Here is a 21,528-nt window from a genome sequence, read left to right as displayed (position 1 = left end):
AGATGACCATCACCTCGCTGCTCGTCGCCAACCGCGGCGAGATCGCCGTACGGATCTTCCGGACCGCCCGTGAACTGGGTCTGGCAACCGTCGCCGTGCACTCCGATGCCGACGCCGGCGCCCTGCACGTGCGCCGCGCCGACGCGGCCGTACGGCTGCCCGGCACCGCGCCCGCCGACACCTACCTGCGCGTCGACCTGCTCGTCCGGGCCGCCCTGAGGGCGGGCGCCGACGCCGTCCACCCCGGTTACGGGTTCCTCTCCGAGAACGCCGGCTTCGCACGTGCCGTCCGCGAGGCCGGGCTGACCTGGATCGGCCCGCCGCCGGAGGCCATCGAGGCCATGGCCTCCAAGACCCGGGCCAAGGAACTCATGCGCGCCGCCGACGTGCCGCTCCTGGACCCCGTGGACCCGGCCGAGGCCACCGCCGCGGACCTGCCCCTGCTGCTCAAGGCCGCGGCGGGCGGCGGCGGCCGCGGGATGCGCGTCGTACGGGACCTCGACCGCCTCAAGGAGGAGCTGGAGGCCGCCCGCGCGGAGGCCCGCTCCGCCTTCGGTGACGACGAGGTGTTCGCCGAGCCGTACATCGAGCGGGGCCGCCACGTGGAGGTCCAGGTCCTGGCCGACGCCCACGGCACCGTCTGGGCGCTCGGCACCCGCGACTGCTCCCTCCAGCGGCGCCACCAGAAGGTCATCGAGGAGGCCCCCGCGCCGGGCCTGCCCGAACCGCTGCGCGAGCGCCTGCACCAGGCCGCCGTCGCCGCCGCCCGGGCCGTCTCCTACGAGGGCGCGGGCACCGTCGAGTTCCTCGTCACCGCCGACGGCCGCCCGTACTTCCTGGAGATGAACACCCGCCTCCAGGTGGAACACCCCGTCACCGAAGCCGTCTTCGGCCTCGACCTCGTCGCCCTCCAACTGCGGATCGCCGAGGGTGCAGCGCTGCCGCCGCAGCCCCCCGAGCCCGCCGGGCACGCCGTCGAGGCCCGCCTGTACGCGGAGGACCCCGCCCAGGACTGGCGGCCGCAGACCGGGGTCCTGCACACCCTCGCCGTGCCCGGCGCGGTACGCGTGGACACCGGGTTCGCGGACGGGGACGGCATCGGCGTGCACTACGACCCGATGCTGGCCAAGGTCGTCGCCCACGCCCCGACCCGCGCCGAGGCCGTTCGCAATCTCGCCCATGCCCTCGCCGGAGCGCGGATCCACGGCGTGACGACCAACCGGGACCTCCTCGTACGGTCCCTGCGGCACACGGAGTTCGCCGCCGGACGGCTCGACACCGGGTTCTACGGGCGCCACCTCGCGGCGCTCACCGAGCCCGCCCCGGACGCGGAGCGGGCCGTGGCCCTGGCCGCGCTCGCCGCCGCCCTCGCCGACGCCGCGCCGGGACCGGGCGCCCCGCTCGCGGCCCGGCTGGGCGGCTGGCGCAACCTGCGCTCGCAGCCGCAGATACGGCGCTACGCCGTGGCCGGCGCCGAGTACGAGGTCGGCTACCACCCGGCGCGCAGCGGGCCGCCGCAGCCCGTGGACCACCCCGGTGTGCGGGTCCTGACCGTGGAGCCCGGACGCATCACCCTTGAAGTGGACGGCGTCCGGCGCGTGTTCCACGTGAAACATAAATCGAACAAGGGGGGTGTCGGTCCGGCGGAGGTCTACGTGGACAGCCCGCTGGGCGCCCACACCCTGACCCGGCTGCCCCGGTTCGCGGACCCCCGGGACCGCACCGAACCCGGCTCCCTGCTCGCTCCGATGCCCGGCACCGTCGTCCGCGTCGCCGAGGGACTCGCCCCCGGCTGCGCCGTCACCGCCGGACAGCCCCTGCTCTGGCTGGAGGCCATGAAGATGGAACACCGCATCGTCGCTCCCGCCTCCGGCATGCTCACCGCGCTCCACGCCGCAACCGGCCACCAGGTCGAATTCGGCGCCCTGCTCGCCGTAGTCCAGGAGGAAACGCCCGCATGAGCAACTCCGTTGTGGAATCCGAAGAGCACCGTGCCCTGCGCGCCGCCGTCGCCGCCCTCGGGCAGCGCTACGGCCGCGAGTACCTCGCCCGCACGGCCGGCGAAGGCCGTCACCCCGAGGAGCTGTGGGCCGACGCCGCCAAGCTCGGCTACCTCGGCGTCAACCTGCCCGAGGAGTACGGCGGCGGGGGCGGCGGCATCACCGAACTCTCCATCGTCCTGGAGGAGCTGAGCGCCGCCGGGTGTCCGCTGCTGATGATGGTCGTCTCGCCCGCCATCTGCGGCACCGTGATCTCCCGCTTCGGCACCGAGGCGCAGAAGCAGGGATGGCTGCCCGGCCTTGCCGACGGCACGCGCACCATGGCCTTCGGCATCACCGAACCCGACGCGGGATCCAACTCCCACCGCATCACCACCACCGCCCGGCGGGACGGTGACTCATGGGTCCTGACCGGCCGCAAGGTCTTCATCTCGGGCGTGGACATCGCGGACGCCACGCTGATCGTCGGCCGCACGGAGGATGCCACGTCGGGGCGGCTCAAGCCCTGCCTGTTCATCGTGCCGCGTGATACGCCGGGGTTCTCCCGCTCGGTCATCGACATGGAACTCCAGGCGGCGGAGAAGCAGTTCGAGCTGGTTCTGGACGAGGTCCGGCTGCCCGCCGACGCGCTGGTGGGGGAGGAGGACGCCGGGCTGCTCCAGCTGTTCGCGGGACTCAACCCGGAGCGGATCATGACCGCCGCCTTCGCCATAGGCATGGGCCGGTACGCGCTCGCCAAGGCCGTGGACTACGCGAAGGTCCGCCAGGTGTGGAACGAGCCCGTCGGCGCCCACCAGGCCATCGCCCACCCGCTGGCCCAGTCCCACATCGAACTGGAACTGGCCCGCCTGATGATGCGCAAGGCCGCGCTGCTGTATGACGCGGGCGACGACATGGGCGCGGGCGAGGCCGCCAACATGGCCAAGTACGCCGCTGCCGAGGCCTGCGTCCGGTCGGTGGACCAGTCGGTCCACACCCTCGGCGGCAACGGTCTCACCCGCGAGTACGGCCTGGCCTCCCTCATCACCGCCTCCCGCGTGGCCCGCATCGCCCCCGTCAGCCGGGAGATGATCCTCAACTTCGTCTCCCACCAGACCCTGGGCCTACCCAAGTCCTACTAGGCCGTCTCTTCCGGAACTCGCCTGCCCCCGCCTCCCGGCCCCGCCTCCCGCCTCCCGCCTCCCGGCCCCGCCTCCCGCCTCCGTCGGCCGGGGTCCCCTGCCCGCCCCGATACGGCCCCGGCGGACCGTCCTCGGCCGCGGACTTCGCCTTCGGCGCCGGCCGGGCGCGGGAGGCGCGGCGGCCACCGAGCCCCAGGACGGGGTGCCGGTGGGCCGGGCGCGGCTGGGCCCTCGCCGACGGCGGTGGCGGGGCATGGGAGGCGCCCCACGGCGCGGTCGAGGCCTGCCGGGCCGGGGCGTCCGCCGACCCGCCCGACTGTGTCGGCGGGCTACGGGTGGAGACGCCCTCCGCGTGGCTCGCAGGGTGCGTCGGGCGGGCCAAAGCGCGGCGCCCTTCGGCGCGTTGCGCGGTCAGGTTGCGGCGCGCCGGCGGGGCGGAAGGCTTACCGACCCCGGCGGGGTGGCCGCCGCGCGGCCGCGAGTCGCGAGGAGACGCCAAACCCGGCTGCGCCCCGCCCGGGCACGTTCAGCCGTCAAGCCCCCGCCCGGGCACGTTCAGCCGTCAAGCCCCCGCCCGGGCACGTTCAACCGTCAAGCCCCCGCCCGGGCACGTTCAACCGTCAAGCCCCCGCCCGGCACGGCCGACCCGCTCGCAAGGCAGAACCCCCGGCCGAGCGTCCGGGCACATCCGGCCCGTCCGCCGGGCCCCCGCTTCGAAGGGGGCTTTGGGCGGGGGGAACGGGGGCGCATACCCTCCCCAGCGGGGAGGTTCCCCGACCTGCGCAGAGCTCCGGAGGAGACATGGCCCCACTCGTGCACGCCGCCCAGGCGGCCGGTATCACCACGCTCACCCTCGACTCCCCGGCCAACCGCAACGCGCTCTCCGCCGGTCTCGTCGGCGAGCTGCGCGCGGCCCTCGCCGGGGCCGGCGCGGATCCGGCGGCCCGGGCCGTCGTCCTCACCCACACCGGCACCACCTTCTGCTCCGGCGCCGACCTCAAGTCCCCCTGCGACCCGGCCGACTTCCTGGCCCTGCTCCGGGAGATCGCGGAGCTGCCCACGCCCGTCGTGGCCCGGGTCACCGGACACGTACGGGCCGGTGGCCTCGGGCTGCTCGGCGCCTGCGACATCGCCGCCGCCGGGCCGCAGTCCACGTACGCCTTCACCGAGACCCACCTGGGCGTCGTACCGGCCGTCATCTCCGCACCGCTGCTGCCGCGCCTCGACCCCCGCGCCGCGGCCCGGTACTTCCTGACCGCCGAGGCCTTCGACGCCGCGGAGGCGGCCCGGATCGGCCTCCTCACCCTGCACGGCGAGGACGTCGACGACGTGCTCGCCCCCGTCCTCGCGGGCCTGCGCAAAGCCGGCCCCGAGGCCCTCGCCGCGACGAAACGGCTGCTGACCGCACCCGTCCGGGCCGCGCTCGCCGAGGACGGAGCCGCCCTGACCGAGCTGTCGGCCCGCCACTTCGCCTCCGAAGAGGCCCGCGAGGGCATCACCGCCCGCTTCGAACGCCGGGACCCGTCATGGGCGCGATGACCGGCCACGGCACGGCGGCGGCCGGCCCCAAGCAGGCCCGCAGCCGCGTCACCCGCCGCCACCTCCTGGAGGCCGCCGTCTCCTGCCTCGCCGAACACGGCTGGGCGGGCTCCACCGTCGCCGTCGTCGCCGAACGGGCCGGGGTCTCCCGTGGCGCGGCCCAGCACCACTTCCCGACCCGCGAGAAGCTGTTCACGGCCGCCGTCGAGCACGTCGCCGAGGAACGCTCCACCGCCCTGCGCGAGCTGTTCCACGCGGGCCCGGCCCCCCGCGCGGCCGTCGTGGAGGCGCTGGTCGACCTGTACACCGGCACGCTCTTCCGGGCCGCCCTCCAACTCTGGGTGGCCGCCTCCAACGAGGAACAGCTGCGCCCGCACGTCAGCGGACTCGAAGCCCGCGTCGGCCGCGAGACCCACCGCATCGCCGTCGAACTGCTCGGCGCGGACGAGTCGGTGCCGGGCGTACGGGAGACCGTGCAGGGTCTCCTGGACATGGCCCGCGGCCTGGGTCTGGCCAACGTCCTGTCCGACGACACGGCCCGCCGGGCCCGCGTCGTCACCCAGTGGGCCCGCATCCTGGACGCCGCACTCGGAGCCTGAACGCGCGCAGGCGCCGCCCCCGTCCGGGGTGCGGCGCCTGCGGCGCAGTGCGAGTGGTGGGTCAGGCCGTCTCGGCGATGTCCGCGTACCCCTGGATGTCGCGCGGGTCGCGCCGGCCCGGGCCGATGTAGCGGGCCGACGGGCGCACCAGGCGGCCCGTGCGCTTCTGCTCCAGGATGTGCGCCGACCAGCCCGCCGTGCGGGCGCAGCTGAACATCGAGGTGAACATGTGCGCCGGGACCTCCGCGAAGTCCAGCATGATCGCTGCCCAGAACTCCACGTTCGTCGCGAGGACCCGGTCGGGACGGCGCGCGTGCAGCTCCTCGAGCGCCGCCTTCTCCAGCGCGGCGGCGACCTCGTAGCGCGGCGCGTCCAGCTCCTTGGCGGTGCGCCGCAGGACGCGGGCGCGCGGGTCCTCGGCCCGGTAGACCCGGTGTCCGAAGCCCATCAGCCGCTCGCCCTTGTCCAGGGCCTTCTTCACGTACGCCACGGCGTCGCCGGTCCGCTCGATCTCCTCGATCATGCCGAGGACCCGGGACGGCGCCCCGCCGTGCAGCGGCCCGGACATCGCGCCGACGGCGCCCGAGAGCGCCGCCGCCACGTCGGCGCCGGTGGAGGCGATCACCCGGGCGGTGAAGGTGGAGGCGTTCATGCCGTGCTCGGCGGCGGAGGTCCAGTACGCGTCGACGGCCTTGACGTGCCGGGGGTCCGGCTCGCCCCGCCAGCGGATCATGAACCGTTCGACGACGGACTCGGCCTTGTCGATCTCCTTCTGCGGCACCATCGGCAGACCCTGGCCGCGGGCCGACTGGGCGACGTAGGACAGCGCCATCACGGCCGCCCGCGCCAGGTCGTCCCGCGCCGTCCGCTCGTCGATGTCGAGGAGCGGTTTCAGACCCCACACGGGGGCCAGCATCGCCAGCGCGGACTGCACGTCGACCCGGATGTCACCGGAGTGCACCGGGATCGGGAAGGGCTCGGCGGCCGGCAGGCCGGGGTTGAAGGCACCGTCGACCAGCAGGCCCCACACGTTCCCGAAGGAGACGTGGCCGACCAGGTCTTCGATGTCCACCCCCCGGTAGCGGAGGGACCCGCCCTCCTTGTCGGGCTCGGCGATCTCCGTCTCGAACGCGACGACCCCTTCGAGCCCGGGTACGAAGTCGGACATCAGGCGGCTCCTCAGATAGTGCGAACACGCGCGGTTCCCGGCGTGATTCGCGGTCCGGCGCGGTCATCCCCGTTGATGCCCGGCACGGCCGATGGTCATCCGTGCGGGGACCCTCGGACCGGCCCCAAGATTTTGTCCGTTCCGCATCGCCTGCGGAAGCGTGACATACGGCACACCCCTGGCGGTCGTACTGCGGCAGGATGGCCCGCGTGACACACCAGGACCTTGATCCCGCCACCATGCGCAAGCACTACCGCTCCGAGATCGTCGACGAGCAGAGCCTCGCCGAGGACCCGATGCAGCAGTTCGCGCTGTGGTTCCGGCAGACCGCCGCGTCGCACCTCTTCGAACCCAACGCGATGGTCGTCTCGACCGCGACCGCCGACGGGCGGCCAAGCTCCCGCACGGTGCTGCTCAAGCAGTTCGACGAGCGGGGCTTCGTCTTCTTCACGAACTACGCCTCCCGCAAGGGTGTCGAGATCGCCGAGAACCCGTACGTGTCGCTGCTGTTCCCCTGGCACCCCATCGCCCGCCAGGTGATCGTGACGGGTACGGCCGCCCGGATCGGCCGCGACGAGACCGCCGCGTACTTCCGCTCGCGACCCCACGGTTCGCAGCTCGGGGCGTGGGCGAGTGCGCAGTCCCAGGTGATCGGCTCCCGCGCGGAGCTGGACCGGCGGTACGCGGAGCTGGCGGAGCGCTACCCGGAGGGCGAGCAGGTGCCGGTGCCGCCGGAGTGGGGCGGCCTGCGGGTGGTGCCCGCTGCGGTGGAGTTCTGGCAGGGCCACGAGAACCGGCTGCACGACCGGCTGCGCTACGTCCGCGAGGGCGGGCGGTGGCGGGTGGAGCGGCTCTGCCCGTAGCGCTCGTGCGGCAGGGAGGGCCGGGGGATCCGGGAAGGCCGGGAGCGCCGGGGGATCCGGGAGGTCCGGGAAATGCAGACGACCCGCGGGCTCGGGATCCTCTCCTGCAGTGAGAGGAGCCGGCCGGACGTACCGGCGAGCCCGCGGGTCGGGTGACTGCTTGGGATTGGCGCCTGGCGTTCCCGCCGGGCACCGCACTGGGTGCGTGCGACGACGGGCGCTTTAGCCCGCAGCCACCTCACGCGTCCGGTTTCCGTACATTTCGGGAACCACCTCCCTTCTCGTGTACGGCAGAGCCTACGAGCCCGTCCCGAGTCGCTCAAGGCATTTATGGAGACGACTTCACCGGGGCGGCCGGAAGGGAAAAAACGGGACGATTCCGGGAAGGGGGTGTGGGCTGCGTCACGTTCCAGTTCAATGATCTGACGTGCCGCATACGCGAACACCTGCAGGGGGTGCCAGGTGAGTGTTTCCGGACGTAACGAGACCGCCGACGATCTGCTCGCAGCGCTGCTGGACGGGATGGACGCGGCGCTGTGCGCGTTCGACGCCGACGGCGTGATCACCCACTGGAACCGCGAAGCCGAGCGGATCCTCGGCTGGACCGCCGCCGAGGCCGTCGGCCGGCGCGGGTTCGCCGGGTGGGCGGTGCGCGCGGCCGACGCGCACGACGTGGAGGACCGGCTGATGTCCGCCCAGGACTCGCCCGGCCGGCACGTCCACGAGTTCGCGCTGCTGACGAAGGACGGCGGCAGGGTCCTCGTACGGACCCAGTCCGCCGGGGTGCCCGGCGCGGACGGCAAGCCCGCCGGCGTCTACTGCGCGTTCAGCGAGGTGCACGCGCAGATCGACCTGGAGCGGTCCATCGCCCTGAGCGAGGCGCTGCTGGAGGACGCCTCCTGGGGGGTCGTCCTGGTCGATGTCGACTTACGCCCGGCGGTCGTGAACCTCCACGCCGCCCGCGCCTTCGGATCCGGCCGCACCGCCCTGCTGGGGCGGCCGCTCGGGGAACTGCTGGCGCAGGGCGTGGAGGAGCTGGAGGGCGCGCTCCAGCACGTGCTGGCGGAGGGGGTCCCGCCGGCGCCGATGGAGCTGTGGGTGTCGGTCCGTACGCCGGAAGGGGTGCGGAGGCGGTGCTGGCGCTCCGGATTCCTGCGGCTGGCCTCGCCGCTGGCGGAGCTGCCGGTGCCGCTCGGGGTCGGCTGGCTGTTCCAGGACGTCACGGAGGCCAGGCAGGCCGAGCTGGAGACCGGGCAGCTGCGGTTCCGGTCCAACCAGCTCTACCGGGCGGGACGGGCAGCCGCCGAGTGCGAGGACCCGGCGGAGGCCGCCGCCGTACGGCTGGACTTCGCCCTGGCCGGCTTCGCGGAGCACGCGCTGGTGGACGTGCTGGACGTTCCCGACGCCCTCGACGGCCCGGCGGACGCGAGGCCCGACCCCGCCGTGCCGGGACGCCGCAGACGGCTCGTCCGCTCGGCGGTGTCGCCGTCGGGGCAGACCCTGCTGCTGCCGGCGCCGGGCGCGATCCCGGTCCGGTACGCGGGCATGCACCCGGCGTTGCAGGCCCTCGACCGGATCGGCCCGGTGCGGGCCAGCGTCCCGGCGGGGGAGCCGCCCGAGGCGTGGGCGCGGGCCCGGCACTGGCCCGCGGACGCGGCGCACGCGCTGTGCACGGTGCTGCGCAGCCGGGGCCGGACCCTGGGGGCGCTGACGTTCCTGCGGGGCCCGTCGCGCTCGGCGTTCGAGCGCGCGGACGCCCTGTACGCGGAGGAGGTGGCCGCCCGGGTGGCGGCGGACCTGGACCTCGCCCGCCGCACGGCGCCCCACCCGGACCGGGCCTGAGTCGTCCTTCCCCCGGATCTTGACCCGCGCCGCCCGGCACCGCGCCCCGCCGCGTCGGCGGGGCGCCGAGTACGTCCCGTACGCGGCGGCCTCTCCGCCTTGCGATGCGCGGCACCGGCCGAAGCGGGCTCGACCGGCGAAGTCGGGAAGAGACGACCTAGTGGCGGAAGAAGATCCGGTCGCCGTACTCCTGCATGACGCGGCCGTTCCACTCGTGGCCGCCGTCGACGTTGCCCGAGCGCAGCAGCGGCGGCTGCAGCCCGCGCGCGGCCAGTTCGCCGGCCGCCGCCGCCATCACGGCCTGCATGATCGCGCTGGTCACGACGGTGGAGGCGGGTGCGAAGGGTGCGTCGATGCCGTCGAGGCTCAGCTCGGCGTCGCCGACCGCGATCTTGCTGTCGAGGACGATGTCGCAGTGGTCCTTGAGGAAGGTGCCCGACGCGTGCCGGGAGCGGGTCCCGGTCGCGTACGCCACGGAGGTCACGCCGATGACCTTGAGGCCGATCGCGCGGGCGTTCACGGCCATCTCGACCGGCAGGGCGTTGCGCCCGGAGAGGGAGATGATCACGAGGACGTCGCCCTCGGCGGCCGGGCTGCTGTCCAGAACGGCCGCGGCGAGGCCGTCGACGCGCTCCAGGGCGCTTCCGAGCGTGGCCGGCATGACGTCGATGCCCGCGGTGCCGGGTACGGCGAGGAAGTTCATCAGGGCCAGTCCGCCGGCCCGGTAGACCACGTCCTGGGCGGGCAGCGAGGAGTGCCCGGCGCCGAAGGCGAAGAGCCGCTTGCCGTCGGCGACGGCGTCGGCGATCACCGTCCCGGCCGCGCCGATCGGCCCGGCCTCCTCGTCCCGCACCCGCTCCAGCAGACCGATGGCGGCGTCGAAGAACTGCCCGGCCAGCTTGCTCTCGCTCATACGCCGAAGGCCCTTCCAGGGGTGGGGTGCGGGTGGGGTGCGTCGGTGTCCGCCGCTCACCGTGCGGTCTGGACCAAGGGCGTGTCAATACGAACGTCAATCCGGGCGACGCGGCGCCCGCGGGGGTGGGAGGGGCCCCGGCGGACGTCCCGCACCGGCCTTGACGTTCGGCACGGGACGGTTGTCGGCCCGATGCGTCAGAATTGGGGGCAGGGCCAGCGCACGCAATCCGAGGGGCACGAATGTCCGGACTGATCGACACGACGGAGATGTACCTCCGCACCATCCTCGAACTGGAAGAGGAAGGCGTGGTCCCCATGCGAGCCCGGATCGCCGAGCGGCTCGATCAGAGCGGCCCGACGGTGAGCCAGACGGTCGCCCGGATGGAACGCGACGGCCTGGTGGCCGTGGCCAGCGACCGGCATCTGGAGCTGACCGAGGAGGGGCGGCGGCTGGCGACGCGCGTGATGCGCAAGCACCGGCTGGCCGAGTGCCTGCTGGTCGACGTCATCGGCCTGGAGTGGGAGCAGGTGCACGCCGAGGCCTGCCGCTGGGAGCACGTGATGAGCGAGGCGGTGGAGCGGCGGGTACTGGAGCTGCTGCGCCACCCGACGGAGTCGCCGTACGGGAACCCGATCCCGGGGCTGGAAGAGCTGGGTGAGAAGGCCGAGGCGGACCCGTTCCTGGAGGCCGGCATGGTCAGCCTCTCGGAGCTGGACCCGGGCACCGAGGGCAAGACCGTGGTGGTGCGCCGGATCGGCGAGCCGATCCAGACGGACGCCCAGCTGATGTACACGCTGCGGCGGGCCGGGGTGCAGCCCGGGTCGGTGGTGAGCGTGACGGAGTCCCCGGGTGGGGTGCTGGTCGGCAGCGGCGGCGAGGCCGCGGAGCTGGGTGCGGAGATCGCCTCGCACGTGTTCGTCGCGAAGCGCTGACCGTGCGGAGGGCGCTGCCCGTGCGGAGGTGTTGACGGCGCTGAGGGCACGGAGGGCGCTGACGACGCGGAGGGCGGCGCGGAGGGCGCCGGTGGAGTCGGGGCGCCGGCCGGGGCGGGATACCGCCGGGCGGCCGGAGCCGGACAAGCGGTCCCGGCGCCTTGCGGCGCCGGGACCGGTCCTCCCCTGACTGACCTGGAGCCCCGAGCTCTCAAGGTCATCCCCTTCGGACCGTCTTCCCCGAGCGGCCCGCCTCCCTGTGGAAAGGATCTCCATCGGCAGCGGTGGCCAATCCTTGAGCAAGGTCACTCGAAAGAGCGGTGTTGTCGGCGCGAGCGCCATTTTCGAATACGGGTTCGATACCCTGGCGGGGATCGAAGGGGGTGCATCTGCGGTGGTACAGCGCATCGATGTCACAGGGGCCGACGGCGTACGCCTGGCCGCCTGGGAGTTCCTCGCACCGGGCCGCGAGACCCGTGGCGGACCCCGTCTGCCCGAGGAACCCGAGCGGCCCTCGGTCCTGTTACTCCACGGCCTGATGGGCCGCGCCCTGCACTGGGCCGGCACCGCTCGCTGGCTCGCCGAGCACCGCCGGGTCGTGGCCCTGGACCAGCGCGGGCACGGCCAGAGCGGCCGCCCGCCGGCCGGCCCCCAGGCCCCGGCCGCCTTCGGTCGCGAGGCCTTCGTCGCCGATGCCGAGGCCGCCGTCGAGCAGCTCGGTCTGGCCCCCGTCACCCTGATCGGCCACTCCATGGGCGCCCTCACCGCCTGGCAGCTCGCGGCCCGCCGACCGGAGCTGGTGGAGGCCCTGGTCATCTGCGACATGCGGGCCTCCGCGCTCGGTGAGGCCTCGCAGCGGGAATGGGAGGACTGGTTCCGCCGCTGGCCGCTGCCGTTCCCCACCCAGGACGCGGCCCGCCGCTGGTTCGGCGAGGACGACCCCCGGGTGGACCGCCCCGATCCGGGCCGCGGCGCGTTCTTCGCCGAGGTCATGCACCAGGCCGAGGACGGCTGGCGCCCCCTCTTCTCCCGCCGCCAGATGCTGACGGCCCGTGAGACGTGGGTCCACGACGCGCACTGGGAGGAGCTGGCCCAGGTCCGCTGCCCCACGCTGGTCGTGCGCGGGCTCGACGGCGAACTGGGCCGCGCCGAAGCCCAGGAGATGGTCCGCGTCCTCCCCGCCGGGCGGTACGCGGAGATCCCCGATGCCGGCCACTACCTGCACTACGACCAGCCGGCCGCCTGGCGGGCGGTCCTGGAGCCCTTCCTCGACGGAGTCAGGGCCGCTTCCTGACGGACCGGCCGATACCGCCTTTGGACCGCGCGCGCCAGGACCGAGGATGCGTAGACGTGGCTCCCGCGGGCGGGGCGTGGTGGAGAGGGAATGCGAGACGTGGACGAACACGAACTGCTGGCCGGCCGGTTCGAGGAGCACCGCGCGCACCTCAAAGCCGTGGCCTACCGCATGCTGGGCTCCCTCGGCGAAACCGAGGACGCCGTGCAGGAGGCCTGGCTGCGGCTCGGCCGCAGTGACGCCGGCGCGGTGGAGAACCTCGGCGGGTGGCTGACGACCGTGGTGTCGCGGCTGTGCCTGGACACCCTGCGCTCGCGTGCGACCCGGCGCGAGGACCCGCTGGAGACCGGCTTCATGCCCGATCCCGTCGTCAGCCGTGAGGCGGTGACCGATCCCGAGCAGCAGGCGATGCTGGCCGACTCGGTCGGGCTGGCGCTGATGGTGGTGCTGGAGTCGCTGTCGCCGGCCGAGCGGCTCGCGTTCGTGCTGCACGACATGTTCGCCGTGCCCTTCGACGAGATCGCCCCGATGCTGGAGAAGTCTCCGGCCGCCGTACGGCAGTTGGCGAGCCGCGCCCGGCGCCGGGTGCAGGGCCGGGCCCCGGCCCCGGACCCCGACCTCGGCGCGCAGCGGCGGGTGGTCGACGCGTTCTTCGCGGCGGCCCGCGACGGGGACTTCGAGGCGCTGGTCTCGGTGCTGCACCCCGACATCGTCCTGCGCTCCGACGGCGGCGCGGCGCGCCCCGGCCGCATGGTCGTCATCAACGGCGCCCGGACCGTGGCCGGTCAGGCGCTCATGTTCAGCGGTCTGTCGCCCTTCGTCCACCCGGCGCTGATCAACGGCGCCGCGGGCGTGGTCGTCTCCGCGAACGGCCGCCCGATGTCGGTCATGGCCTTCACCGTCACCGACGGCCTGATCGTCAGCATCGACTCCATCGGGGACCCCGACCGCCTCGTCTCCCTCGACCTGGCCGGCATCGAGGCCGATTCCTAGAACCTGTCCGCCCGGAACGTCCCGGTGTCCAGGCACTGGACGCCAGGGCCGGACGCCAGGGCCCGGACGATGGCCAGCCGGCGGGCGGTGCGCGAAGAGACCGCCAGCCGCTTGGCGATCGCCTCGTCCGTCAGGCCTCCGGGCCTTCGCCAGGCCCCGCCTGCGGCCACCGCAGCAGTCGACGCCGCCCCACCGTCTGATCGGGGCACGGAAGAGCCCGGCCCGCGGCGTCCCCACCGGGATGTCGCGTGGCCGGGCTCCGGGCCGTCAGCCCTTGCTGACCGCCGCCAGGATCTCGGGGATGCGGCGGGCCGCCACGGGGGCCGCCAGGCGCAGGCCCGCCCAGGCCGCCAGGGCGGCCCAGACGATGCCCAGCGGGAGGACCGTCCAGGCGAGGGACCGCTGCTCCGGGGTGGTGGCGAAGTAGACCGTCGCCGTGACCACCGGGGCGCAGATCACCGCCGAGGCGAGCATGCCGCCGAAGATGCTCAGCCAGGCGAGCCCGCCCTGGCCCGGCGCCACGTTCTTGAACGCGCCGTCGGTGGGGATCGAGTACGGGAAGCGGACCGAGGCCAGCGCGCCCGTGCACAGCATCGCGCCCAGCAGGGCCAGCGCCAGGCCCAGGGCCGTGGGGAAGTAGGCCCAGTTGCCGACCAGCCCGGCGGTGACCGCCGTGACCAGGACCGTGTACGGGACGGTGACCAGGGCCAGCGCCGCGGCGCGGGCCCGCATCTCCACGAAGACGTCGCGCGGGCTCGACAAGGTCTGCGCGACCATCCAGAACGCGGAGGTGTCCTGCCCGAACTGGTTGTACATCTGGATGCCGAGCATGCCCGAGCCGAAGCAGGCGAGGTAGAGCGAGCCGGTCCCCTGGAGGGCGTTGAACACCGGCACGATCAGGCCCACGGCCAGCGCCGTCACCCAGGCCGACTTCGTCTTCGGGTCGCGCAGCACGTACCGCAGGGTGCGCTGCATCACGGCGCCCGTCCGGCCGGCGGGCAGCAGGGCCCACAAGCCCGTGCCCGAGTCGCGGTCCGCGCGGGGCGCGGCGGCCGCGAGGGTCGAGCCGTCCGGGGTCACCATCAGCTTGGTCAGGCTGCGTTCCCAGAACCACACGAGCCCCGCCAGGGCGGCGAGGGTGATCACCAGCTGGGCCCCGGCGGCCGCGTAGTCGCCCTTGCTCGCGGAGTCCACCATGCCCACCGCCGACGCGGGCGGCAGCCAGCGCACCACCGCCTCCGCCGGCTCCAGGTGGGCCAGTCCGCCCGGCTGGAACAGGCGCTGACTGGCGAAGTTCGCCACCTGGGCGCCGATCGCGATCAGCAGGCCGCTGAGCAGCGCGAGGTCGCGCCCCTTGCGGCTGGACAGCAGCCTTACGTTGGCGGTGGCCACCGCCCGCGCGAGGCTCACGTAGGACAGCAGCAGCAGCGGAACGGCGAGGACGGCGAACACGGCCCCGGCGGCGTCCCGCGCGACCGCCACCACCGAGCCGACGGCCAGGCAGAGCGTGAACAGGGGCCCGATGCCCACCAGCGAGGACGCCAGCAGGGCCCGTACGAGCGGACGCGGGCGCAGCGGCAGCATCACCAGCCGGCTCGGGTCGAGGGTCTCGTCGCCGCTCGGGAAGAACAGCGGCATGAAGCTCCAGGCCAGCGCCAGGATCGCCGCGAGGATCACGACGACCGTCCCCGCGTGCGCGTGGCCGTGCAGCAGGGCCAGCCCCAGCGTGACGAAGAAGCCCACCACCAGCGCCAGCGCGAGGGTGCCGAACCAGGCCGCCTTGCGCTTCGAGGAGCCTTTCAGCCCGTTCTTGAGCAGCGACAGCTTGAGGCGGACGAAGAGCGGCGTCAGCGAGGGGGCCGCGGTGGCGGTGGCGGATGCCGCCGGGGCGGCGGCGGTGACCGGGGCGCTCATCGGCCGCCGCCCAGCCAGTCCAGGGAGTCGCCCGCGGCCCGGTCCTGCGCTCCGACGAGCTCCAAGAACGCGTTCTGCAGGGAGGGCGCGTCACCCCGTACGTCGGCCAGCGGGCCCGCGGCGCGGATGTGGCCTCCGGCCATGACGGCCACCCAGTCGCACAGCGACTCGACGAGCTCCATCACGTGGGAGGAGAACACGACGGTGGCACCGGACGCGGTGTAACGTTCCAGCACTCCGCGGATGGTCTGCGCGGACACCGGGTCGACGCCCTCGAACGGCTCGTCCAGGAACAGGACTTCCGGATTGTGCAGCAGCGCGGCGGCCAGGCCGATCTTCTTGCGCATGCCCGTCGAGTAGTCCACGACCAGCTTGTGCTGCGAGCCCGCGAGGTCCAGTACGTCCAGCAGCTGCGTCGCCCGCTTGTCCGTCTCCTCGCCCGGCAGTCCGCGCAGCCGGCCCATGTAGCCGAGCAGTTCCCGCCCGGAGAGCCGTTCGAAGAGCCGCAGCCCCTCCGGCAGGACGCCGATCCGCGACTTCACCTCGACCGGGTCGGCCCAGACGTCGTGTCCGGCGACGAACACCCGCCCCATGTCGGGGCGCAGCAGCCCGGTCACCATCGACAGCGTGGTGGTCTTGCCCGCGCCGTTCGGTCCGACGAGCCCGATGAACCGGCCCGCCGGGATCTCCAGGTCGATGCCGGCCACGGCCACTTGCTCGCCGAACCGCTTCCACAGCCCCTCTATCCGCACGGCGGAGGGCGGCGCGGATCGCACGCCACCCGCCGAACCGTCCGTCCTGCCCGTCGTCGCATCACCCTGGTCCGGCATGCGCCTGCCTCTCGTTCACATCCCCGTGGTCCTACTTTCCTCACCATAGGAGGAGAGAACGAGTCGGCAGCAGTTACTTATGTCATGAACTCAAGGCGGCGTGAACCGGCACGCCGTGCGTCCGGTCGCCGTGGGGTGGGCCCGACGCCGGTCACCGTCCGCTCAGGCCGTGCGCCCGGTACGCCGTCCGCTCAGGCCGTCTGCCCGGCGCGGGCCGCGGCCGCCTGGCTGCCGCACGCGTAGGCGAGCGCGTCGATCAGCTCCTCCGTGTCCGGCAGCCACCGGTTCGCCGGAGTGGGCTTGCGCGCCCACTGCACCGGCCCCCGGCCGCCGATACGGGTGGGCGGCGCGGCGACGTACTCGCCCTCGCCCCGCGCGATCATGTCGATCGCGGGCGCCGACCAGCCGAGCTTCCGCACGAGGTCCGGCACCTTCGCCCCGGCTCCGGGCAGGACGAAGAACAGCATCCGGTGGTCCGGGGTGAGGGTGACCGGGCCGAGGGTGCGCTGCATCCGCTCCAGCCGCGCCACGGCGTGGATCCCGGCGGCCGACGGCACGTCGATGGCATCGAAGGTCCGGCCCGTCGGCAGCAGGATGGAGGCGCGCGGCTGCTTCGCCCAGATCCGGCGCACCTGCACCGCGCTGCCCGTGGCCAGCGCCGCCCAGTCCTTCACCGCCGGGTGCGCGCCGGGCGCCGTACAGTCCGGGTCCCCGCAGGAGCACACCTCCCGGCCGTCCCCGGCCTCCAGCCAGGTGCCCGCGAAGACATCCCAGTGCCGTTCTTCCGCGTACCGCACGGCATGGTCCAGCAGCTGCTCGCCGCGCTGCTTGGGGATGGGTGCGGTCTCCGTGACTCCGATGGTCTCTTCCACGCCCATCACAACTCCCGCACCCACCGGGGGTTACGGGCGTAAACCGGCCCGTGGGCGGAGCATCGATCCTGCAAATGGGGCGCACGGAAGCATGCGTGGGGGCGCGTAGGAGCCCGGGGCGCGGTCCGTGGGTAGCGACACCACGCAGAGAGGAAGATTCTCCGCACATCAGGCGGGAAGTGATCATTCCATCGCTCTCCCGCGGCTTCAGGGGGTTTTCATGGCAGCCAGGCCTCTCCTCGCCCGCCAGCCGAACGAACGGCTGCAGGCGCTCATCCAGGAAGCCGGGTGCTCCAATGCCGGGCTCGCCCGGCGGGTGAACATGTGCGGGGCCGAGCACGGCCTCGATCTCCGCTACGACAAGACTTCCGTCGCCCGCTGGCTGCGCGGCCAGCAGCCGCGCGGCCGGGCGCCGGGCATCATCGCCGAGGCGATCGGGCGCAAACTCGGCCGGACCGTCACCATCGACGAGATCGGCATGGCCAACGGCAAGAACCTCGCCTCCGGCGTCGGCCTGCAGTTCTCCCCGACCGTCATCGGCGCCATCGAGCAGGTCAGCGAGCTGTGGCGCAGCGACGTCGGCCGCCGCGACTTCCTCTCCGGCTCCAGCGTGGCCGCTTCTGCCCTCGTCGAACCCAGCCGCGACTGGCTGATCACCGGCGCCGACCCGCAGGTGGCCCGCAACAGCGGCTCGCGCGTCGGGATGTCCGACGTCGAAGCGGTACGGGCCACCACCGAGGCCCTCAAGGAACTCGACCACCGCTTCGGCAGCGGACACGTGCGCCCGGTGGTGGTGCACTACCTCAACTCCGTCGTCTCGGGCCTGATCGGCGGCTCCTACCGCGAACCGGTCGGGCGGGCGCTGTTCGCGGCCGTGGCCCGGCTGACGGAACTGGCCGGCTACATGGCGGTGGACACGGGCCAGCCGGGCCTGGCCCAGCGCTACTACATCCAGGCGCTCCGGCTGGCGCAGGCGGCCGGCGACCGCGCGTACGGCGGCTACGTCCTGGCCGCGTCCATGAGTCACCTCGCCGCCGAACTCGGCAACCCCAGGGAGATCGCGCAGCTGGCCCGGGCCGCCCAGGAGGGCACGCGCGGGCAGGTCACCCCGAGAGTGGAGGCCATGTTCTACGCCGCCGAGGCGCGCGGGCACGCGCTGCTGGGCGACGCCCGGGCCACGGCGGTGCTGGCGGGGCGGGCGGTGACCGCGCTGGAGCGGGCGGAGCCGGAGTCGGGCGACGACCCGGTGTGGATCCGCCACTTCGACCGGGCCTACCTCGCGGACGAGCTGGCCCACTGCCACCGGGACCTCGGCCAGGCCGACGCGGCGGCCAGGCGGGCCGAGGAGGCGCTGCGGGGCCTGCCCGAGACCAAGGCGCGGCGCCGGGCGATCGGGCTGCTGCTGCTGGCGGCGGCGCGGGTCCAGCAGCGGGAGGTGGAGCAGGCCTGCCAGACGGCGGTGAAGGCCGCCGATCTGCTGGACTCGCTGCGGACCCGGCGCGGGGCGGAGTACCTGGAGGACTTCCGGACCCGGCTGGAGCCCTACCGGGAGGAGGCGGCGGTGCGGGAGTTCACGGCCCGGCTGGAGGTGGCGGTGGCCTGAGGCCGGGGGGTGCGGCCCCGGGCGGGACTGACGGGGGCGGCCGGTGACCGGGTAGCGTGGGCCGACGGTTCCGTACGTTGCGGGCAAGTCGGTGAAGGAGTTCCCGGTGACGGAGAGCGGACAGGGGAGCGGCCACGAGGCCGCCCCGCAGGCCGGCGCGCCGTGGGGCCGGGACCCGGGGTACGGGGCGCAGGATCCCGGGTCCGGGGCGCAGCCGAGCGGCGCGCCCGGGTACGGGGCGCAGCCGGAGGGCGCGCGACAGCCGGAGCGCCCCGGCGCGCACGGCGGGCAGGAACCCCGCACGCAGGGCGGCCCGGCCTACGGTTACCCGGCGCAGGCCCCGCCCGGGTACGACCCCCAGTCCGGCTACGCCCCCCAGCCGGGGTACGGCTACCCGCCGCCGGGGCACGTGGTCGGCCCGGGCTTCGAGGGCCCGGGGGACCCGCACGGCTACGGGTACCCGCCGCTGCCGGAGGCGGTGACCCAGTACATCCCGCCCATACCGGGCACGCCGGGGCCGGTCGAAGCGGCGACCCAGTACATCCCGCCGGTGCCGGGCCACCACGAAGCGGCGACCCAGTACATCCCGCCGGTCGCGGACGGCCCGGCCCACCACGAGGCGGCCACGCAGTACATCGCACCCGTCCCCGCCGGGCCCGGCCACCACGAGGCGGCCACGCAGTACATCGCCCCCGTCCCGGCCCACCACGAGGCGGCCACGCAGTACATCGCCCCCGTCCCGGCCCACCACGAGGCGGCGACGCAGTACATCGCCCCCGTCGCCGCCGGGCCCGGCCACCACGAGGCGGCGACGCAGTACATGCCGCCCGTGCCGGCCGCGCCTTCCGACTCCGCCGTGCAGGGCTTCGACGGCCTGTTCCGCAGCGACGGCAACGGTGACGGCGGCAACGACGGCGCCGCCGGCCACACCCAGCAGCTCCCGCCGGTCCAGGAGCCCGTGCTGCCCCGGGCCCCGCGCCCGCGGGGCCCCGTAGGACCTCCCGGGCACCCCGTACCGCCCCGGCAGCAGTTCGCACCCGCGCCGCCCCCGCCGCCTCCCGCGCCGCCGCGCAAGGTATCGGCCGGGGTCATCGCCGCCGCGGTCATCGGCCTCGCCGTGGCCGGCCTCGGCGTCGGCTCGCTGCTCGCCGACGGGGGCAAGGCCGCCAACAGCGACCCGGGCGCCGAGGCCCCCGCCCCGACCGGCTCCGCGGCCGCCGCGGCCGGCGACGCCCAGGTCGACCCGGCCCGCCCGCAGGCCGTCCAGCTCGACAAGGTGCTCGCGGACAGCAACGAGAGCCGGGCGGCGGTGATCAAGGCCGTCGACGACATCAAGAGCTGCCGCAACCTCGACCAGGCGGCGCTGGACCTGCGCGACGCCGCCCGTCAGCGCGAGGAAATGGTCACCCGGCTCCAGGAGTTGAAGATGGACGAGCTCCCGGACCACGTGAAGCTCGCCGCCGCCCTGACCAAGGCCTGGAAGTCCTCGGCGGCCGCCGACCGCGGCTACGCGAGCTGGGCGGACGACGTGGCCCACGACAAGGGCGGCTGCAAGGACGGCAAGGCCAAGTCCACCGACCACGCGGCCGACGGCAACAAGTCCAGCGGTGAGGCGACGCGGGCCAAGGAGTCGGCCGCGACGATGTGGAACTCGATCGCGGCCAAGTACGGCCTCACCCGCCGGGACAAGACCGAGCTGTAGACGTCCGGGCGTCCGGGCCTACGCCGCCCGGGGCGCCGCCTCCAGGGTCGGCGTCATGTCCTGGGACTCCTCGCCCGGCTGCGCGACGAGGCGCCCCTGCTGGACGACCTGGAAGGTGACCCGCCCGTTGGAGATGCGGGGGAAACCGGCGACGGCCCGTACGTCCTGGTCGCGCCAGCTGAGCTCGGGGGTGAGGCCGCCGGTCTGGACGCCCGCGGTCTGGTTGAGGGCCTTGGCTATCCTGCGCGCGGTGACGTCCTCGTCGGCCTTGAGGCGGCCGACGATCTCGCTCAGCACGGTGTACGCGATCCAGGTGGTCTGCGTTCCGCTGTCGTCGGGGTCCACGGTGTCGTCGCCGAAGGCCTGTTCGGAGATCACCTTGCGCATCGGCCCCCACAGCGGGTCGCCGGACACCGGGTACCAGCTGGTGAGGTACGCGCCCTCGAAGGGGCTCTCCCTGCCGCCGGTGCGGTCGACCAGGGCCTGGCTGACGCTGCCGAGGACGGAGGCGATCTGCGGTTTCCTGCGCTTCTCGTCGGTCCGGCGGAAGGCGTCGAGGAAGGTCTCCGTGCGCTCGCCGAGCACCGCCGTCACGCAGCCGCGGTCCTTCGCGGCGGGGCCGGTGGCGTCGGTCAGCGCCTCCCGGGCCTCGGCCGTGTAGTCGGCGCCGTCCTCCGCCGCCCGGATGTCGGCGGCGTCCGGCACCTTGTTGGCCCGCAGCCCCGCGTCGAGCAGCACGGGCATCGAGTCGCCCGCGAGGGTGTCGGGACGGACCAGTGCGACCTGGCTGCACGTCTTGGCGAGCTGGTGTCCGGCGCCGGCCAGGAGCACGGGCTGGCCGCCGTTGACGGGGTAGGAGAGGGTGCTCTCGAACTCCTCCGAGGAGACCCCGTATCCGCCGATGAAGGGGATCCCCTCGGCCTCCAGCGGTGCCATGAAGGCGCGGCCGTGCTGGCTGTACGAGCCGACGACCGCGACGGCCTTCTGGGCGATCGCCTCGCGCGCGCAGTCGGCGGCGCCGGTCGGGGTGTTCTTCTCGTTGCAGGTCAGCACGCGCAGCTTGCGGCCGTTGATGCCGCCCTTGGCGTTCACCCAGCGTTCGTACGCCTTGGCCATGCCGGGCATGCCGGGCATGTTGGTCGCCTGCGTTCCGATGGGGGCGAAGGTCATCACGGTGATGGTGCCCCCGGAGCCCCCCGAGCCCCCGGGGACCAGCCCGCATCCGGCGACGAGGCACGCACCCATCGCCGTGGCCAGGAAGGTGCGGGAGAAGGAGGTCGTGCGTCGCCGATCGGTCATGTCCATGCACCATTCCGCCCCACGGGGAACGTGAGCATGAG

The 21,528-nt window shown here is 74.0% G+C and carries 18 protein-coding genes; 11 read left to right on the top strand and 7 right to left on the bottom strand.

Annotated features, from left to right (window positions below):
* Positions 1-2 precede the first annotated feature (2 nt).
* From ACIA6C_RS10170 to ACIA6C_RS10155, 4 genes are all read left to right on the top strand, one after another.
* Entirely contained in the window at positions 3-1,961 is a 1,959-nt protein-coding gene (locus ACIA6C_RS10170) for a biotin carboxylase N-terminal domain-containing protein (RefSeq protein ID WP_399274205.1), read from the top strand.
* A complete protein-coding gene (locus ACIA6C_RS10165; RefSeq protein WP_399274203.1) occupies positions 1,958-3,121 on the top strand; it encodes an acyl-CoA dehydrogenase family protein in 1,164 nt (387 codons plus the stop codon). The genes ACIA6C_RS10170 and ACIA6C_RS10165 overlap by 4 nt, the downstream gene beginning before the upstream one ends.
* Positions 3,122-3,922: 801 nt before the next feature.
* Positions 3,923-4,660, top strand: coding sequence for an enoyl-CoA hydratase family protein (locus ACIA6C_RS10160; protein ID WP_399274201.1), 738 nt, complete (start codon positions 3,923-3,925; stop codon positions 4,658-4,660).
* Positions 4,648-5,259 (top strand): TetR/AcrR family transcriptional regulator, encoded by a 612-nt coding sequence (locus ACIA6C_RS10155; protein ID WP_399274199.1) that lies wholly within the window; start codon positions 4,648-4,650, stop codon positions 5,257-5,259. The genes ACIA6C_RS10160 and ACIA6C_RS10155 overlap by 13 nt, the downstream gene beginning before the upstream one ends.
* A gap of 61 nt (positions 5,260-5,320) precedes the next feature.
* Here ACIA6C_RS10155 and ACIA6C_RS10150 read toward each other — a convergent pair whose 3' ends face one another.
* On the bottom strand, positions 5,321-6,427 hold the full coding sequence (locus ACIA6C_RS10150) for a citrate synthase 2 (RefSeq protein ID WP_361134444.1): 1,107 nt from the start codon (positions 6,425-6,427) through the stop codon (positions 5,321-5,323).
* Positions 6,428-6,627: 200 nt separating this feature from the next.
* Between ACIA6C_RS10150 and pdxH the strand changes: the two genes are divergently transcribed.
* Both pdxH and ACIA6C_RS10140 read left to right on the top strand, forming a co-directional pair.
* Positions 6,628-7,290, top strand: a complete 663-nt coding sequence (gene pdxH / locus ACIA6C_RS10145) for a pyridoxamine 5'-phosphate oxidase (protein WP_399274197.1) — start codon at positions 6,628-6,630, stop codon at positions 7,288-7,290.
* Positions 7,291-7,752: 462 nt separating this feature from the next.
* Positions 7,753-9,132: a PAS domain-containing protein gene (locus ACIA6C_RS10140; RefSeq protein WP_399274195.1), complete on the top strand. Its 1,380-nt coding sequence runs from the start codon at positions 7,753-7,755 to the stop codon at positions 9,130-9,132.
* A gap of 157 nt (positions 9,133-9,289) precedes the next feature.
* Here ACIA6C_RS10140 and ACIA6C_RS10135 read toward each other — a convergent pair whose 3' ends face one another.
* Positions 9,290-10,045 (bottom strand): SIS domain-containing protein, encoded by a 756-nt coding sequence (locus ACIA6C_RS10135; RefSeq protein WP_361134435.1) that lies wholly within the window; start codon positions 10,043-10,045, stop codon positions 9,290-9,292.
* Positions 10,046-10,287: 242 nt separating this feature from the next.
* Here ACIA6C_RS10135 and ACIA6C_RS10130 point away from each other — a divergent pair, with 242 nt between their 5' ends.
* The 3 genes from ACIA6C_RS10130 to sigJ all read left to right on the top strand — a co-directional run bounded on the left by ACIA6C_RS10130 (position 10,288) and on the right by sigJ (position 13,267).
* On the top strand, positions 10,288-10,980 hold the full coding sequence (locus ACIA6C_RS10130) for a metal-dependent transcriptional regulator (protein WP_190182851.1): 693 nt from the start codon (positions 10,288-10,290) through the stop codon (positions 10,978-10,980).
* A gap of 394 nt (positions 10,981-11,374) precedes the next feature.
* Positions 11,375-12,274, top strand: a complete 900-nt coding sequence (locus tag ACIA6C_RS10125; RefSeq protein WP_399274192.1) for an alpha/beta fold hydrolase — start codon at positions 11,375-11,377, stop codon at positions 12,272-12,274.
* A gap of 99 nt (positions 12,275-12,373) precedes the next feature.
* A complete protein-coding gene (gene sigJ, locus ACIA6C_RS10120; RefSeq protein WP_399274190.1) occupies positions 12,374-13,267 on the top strand; it encodes an RNA polymerase sigma factor SigJ in 894 nt (297 codons plus the stop codon).
* Here sigJ and ACIA6C_RS10115 read toward each other — a convergent pair.
* The 4 genes from ACIA6C_RS10115 to ACIA6C_RS10100 all read right to left on the bottom strand — a co-directional run bounded on the left by ACIA6C_RS10115 (position 13,264) and on the right by ACIA6C_RS10100 (position 16,889).
* The gene (locus tag ACIA6C_RS10115; RefSeq protein WP_399274188.1) at positions 13,264-13,437 is read right to left on the bottom strand and encodes a hypothetical protein; all 174 of its coding nucleotides are present in this window, start codon (positions 13,435-13,437) and stop codon (positions 13,264-13,266) included. The two genes, sigJ and ACIA6C_RS10115, sit on opposite strands and share 4 nt — an antisense overlap.
* Before the next feature lie 97 nt (positions 13,438-13,534).
* Positions 13,535-15,181: a transporter gene (locus tag ACIA6C_RS10110; protein ID WP_399274186.1), complete on the bottom strand. Its 1,647-nt coding sequence runs from the start codon at positions 15,179-15,181 to the stop codon at positions 13,535-13,537.
* Positions 15,178-16,011 carry an ABC transporter ATP-binding protein gene (locus ACIA6C_RS10105; protein WP_399274184.1) on the bottom strand — a complete coding sequence of 278 codons (834 nt, stop codon included), beginning with the start codon at positions 16,009-16,011 and terminating at the stop codon, positions 15,178-15,180. Before ACIA6C_RS10105 ends, ACIA6C_RS10110 begins: the two co-directional genes overlap by 4 nt.
* A 191-nt stretch (positions 16,012-16,202) precedes the next feature.
* Entirely contained in the window at positions 16,203-16,889 is a 687-nt protein-coding gene (locus tag ACIA6C_RS10100; protein ID WP_399274182.1) for a bifunctional DNA primase/polymerase, read from the bottom strand.
* A 214-nt stretch (positions 16,890-17,103) separates the two neighbouring features.
* Between ACIA6C_RS10100 and ACIA6C_RS10095 the strand changes: the two genes are divergently transcribed.
* The gene (locus tag ACIA6C_RS10095) at positions 17,104-18,486 is read left to right on the top strand and encodes a transcriptional regulator (RefSeq protein ID WP_399274180.1); all 1,383 of its coding nucleotides are present in this window, start codon (positions 17,104-17,106) and stop codon (positions 18,484-18,486) included.
* Between the two features lie 106 nt (positions 18,487-18,592).
* The gene (locus ACIA6C_RS10090; RefSeq protein WP_399274178.1) at positions 18,593-20,188 is read left to right on the top strand and encodes a hypothetical protein; all 1,596 of its coding nucleotides are present in this window, start codon (positions 18,593-18,595) and stop codon (positions 20,186-20,188) included.
* An 18-nt stretch (positions 20,189-20,206) separates the two neighbouring features.
* On the opposite strand, the gene ACIA6C_RS10085 is transcribed toward ACIA6C_RS10090, so the two are convergent.
* A complete protein-coding gene (locus ACIA6C_RS10085) occupies positions 20,207-21,487 on the bottom strand; it encodes an ABC transporter substrate-binding protein (RefSeq protein ID WP_399274176.1) in 1,281 nt (426 codons plus the stop codon).
* Between the last annotated feature and the right edge of the window lie 41 nt (positions 21,488-21,528).

The sequence above is a fragment of the Streptomyces sp. NPDC051578 genome, from assembly GCF_044454045.1.
GTDB lineage: Bacteria > Actinomycetota > Actinomycetes > Streptomycetales > Streptomycetaceae > Streptomyces.
Note: the sequence above shows the minus strand (reverse complement) of the source record. Positions and strands in the feature narration are given on the sequence as shown.

Excerpts from the sequence above, each read along its gene's own strand:
- ACIA6C_RS10165 (WP_399274203.1), top strand. The coding sequence starts at position 1,958 with ATGAGCAACTCCGTTGTGGAATCCGAAGAGCACCGTGCCCTGCGCGCC.
- ACIA6C_RS10100 (WP_399274182.1), bottom strand. The coding sequence starts at position 16,889 with ATGGGCGTGGAAGAGACCATCGGAGTCACGGAGACCGCACCCATCCCC.
- ACIA6C_RS10130 (WP_190182851.1), top strand. The coding sequence starts at position 10,288 with ATGTCCGGACTGATCGACACGACGGAGATGTACCTCCGCACCATCCTC.
- ACIA6C_RS10135 (WP_361134435.1), bottom strand. The coding sequence starts at position 10,045 with ATGAGCGAGAGCAAGCTGGCCGGGCAGTTCTTCGACGCCGCCATCGGT.
- pdxH (WP_399274197.1), top strand. The coding sequence starts at position 6,628 with ATGGCCCGCGTGACACACCAGGACCTTGATCCCGCCACCATGCGCAAG.
- ACIA6C_RS10160 (WP_399274201.1), top strand. The coding sequence starts at position 3,923 with ATGGCCCCACTCGTGCACGCCGCCCAGGCGGCCGGTATCACCACGCTC.
- ACIA6C_RS10095 (WP_399274180.1), top strand. The coding sequence starts at position 17,104 with ATGGCAGCCAGGCCTCTCCTCGCCCGCCAGCCGAACGAACGGCTGCAG.
- ACIA6C_RS10170 (WP_399274205.1), top strand. The coding sequence starts at position 3 with ATGACCATCACCTCGCTGCTCGTCGCCAACCGCGGCGAGATCGCCGTA.
- ACIA6C_RS10110 (WP_399274186.1), bottom strand. The coding sequence starts at position 15,181 with ATGAGCGCCCCGGTCACCGCCGCCGCCCCGGCGGCATCCGCCACCGCC.
- ACIA6C_RS10155 (WP_399274199.1), top strand. The coding sequence starts at position 4,648 with ATGGGCGCGATGACCGGCCACGGCACGGCGGCGGCCGGCCCCAAGCAG.
- ACIA6C_RS10150 (WP_361134444.1), bottom strand. The coding sequence starts at position 6,427 with ATGTCCGACTTCGTACCCGGGCTCGAAGGGGTCGTCGCGTTCGAGACG.
- ACIA6C_RS10085 (WP_399274176.1), bottom strand. The coding sequence starts at position 21,487 with ATGACCGATCGGCGACGCACGACCTCCTTCTCCCGCACCTTCCTGGCC.
- ACIA6C_RS10105 (WP_399274184.1), bottom strand. The coding sequence starts at position 16,011 with ATGCCGGACCAGGGTGATGCGACGACGGGCAGGACGGACGGTTCGGCG.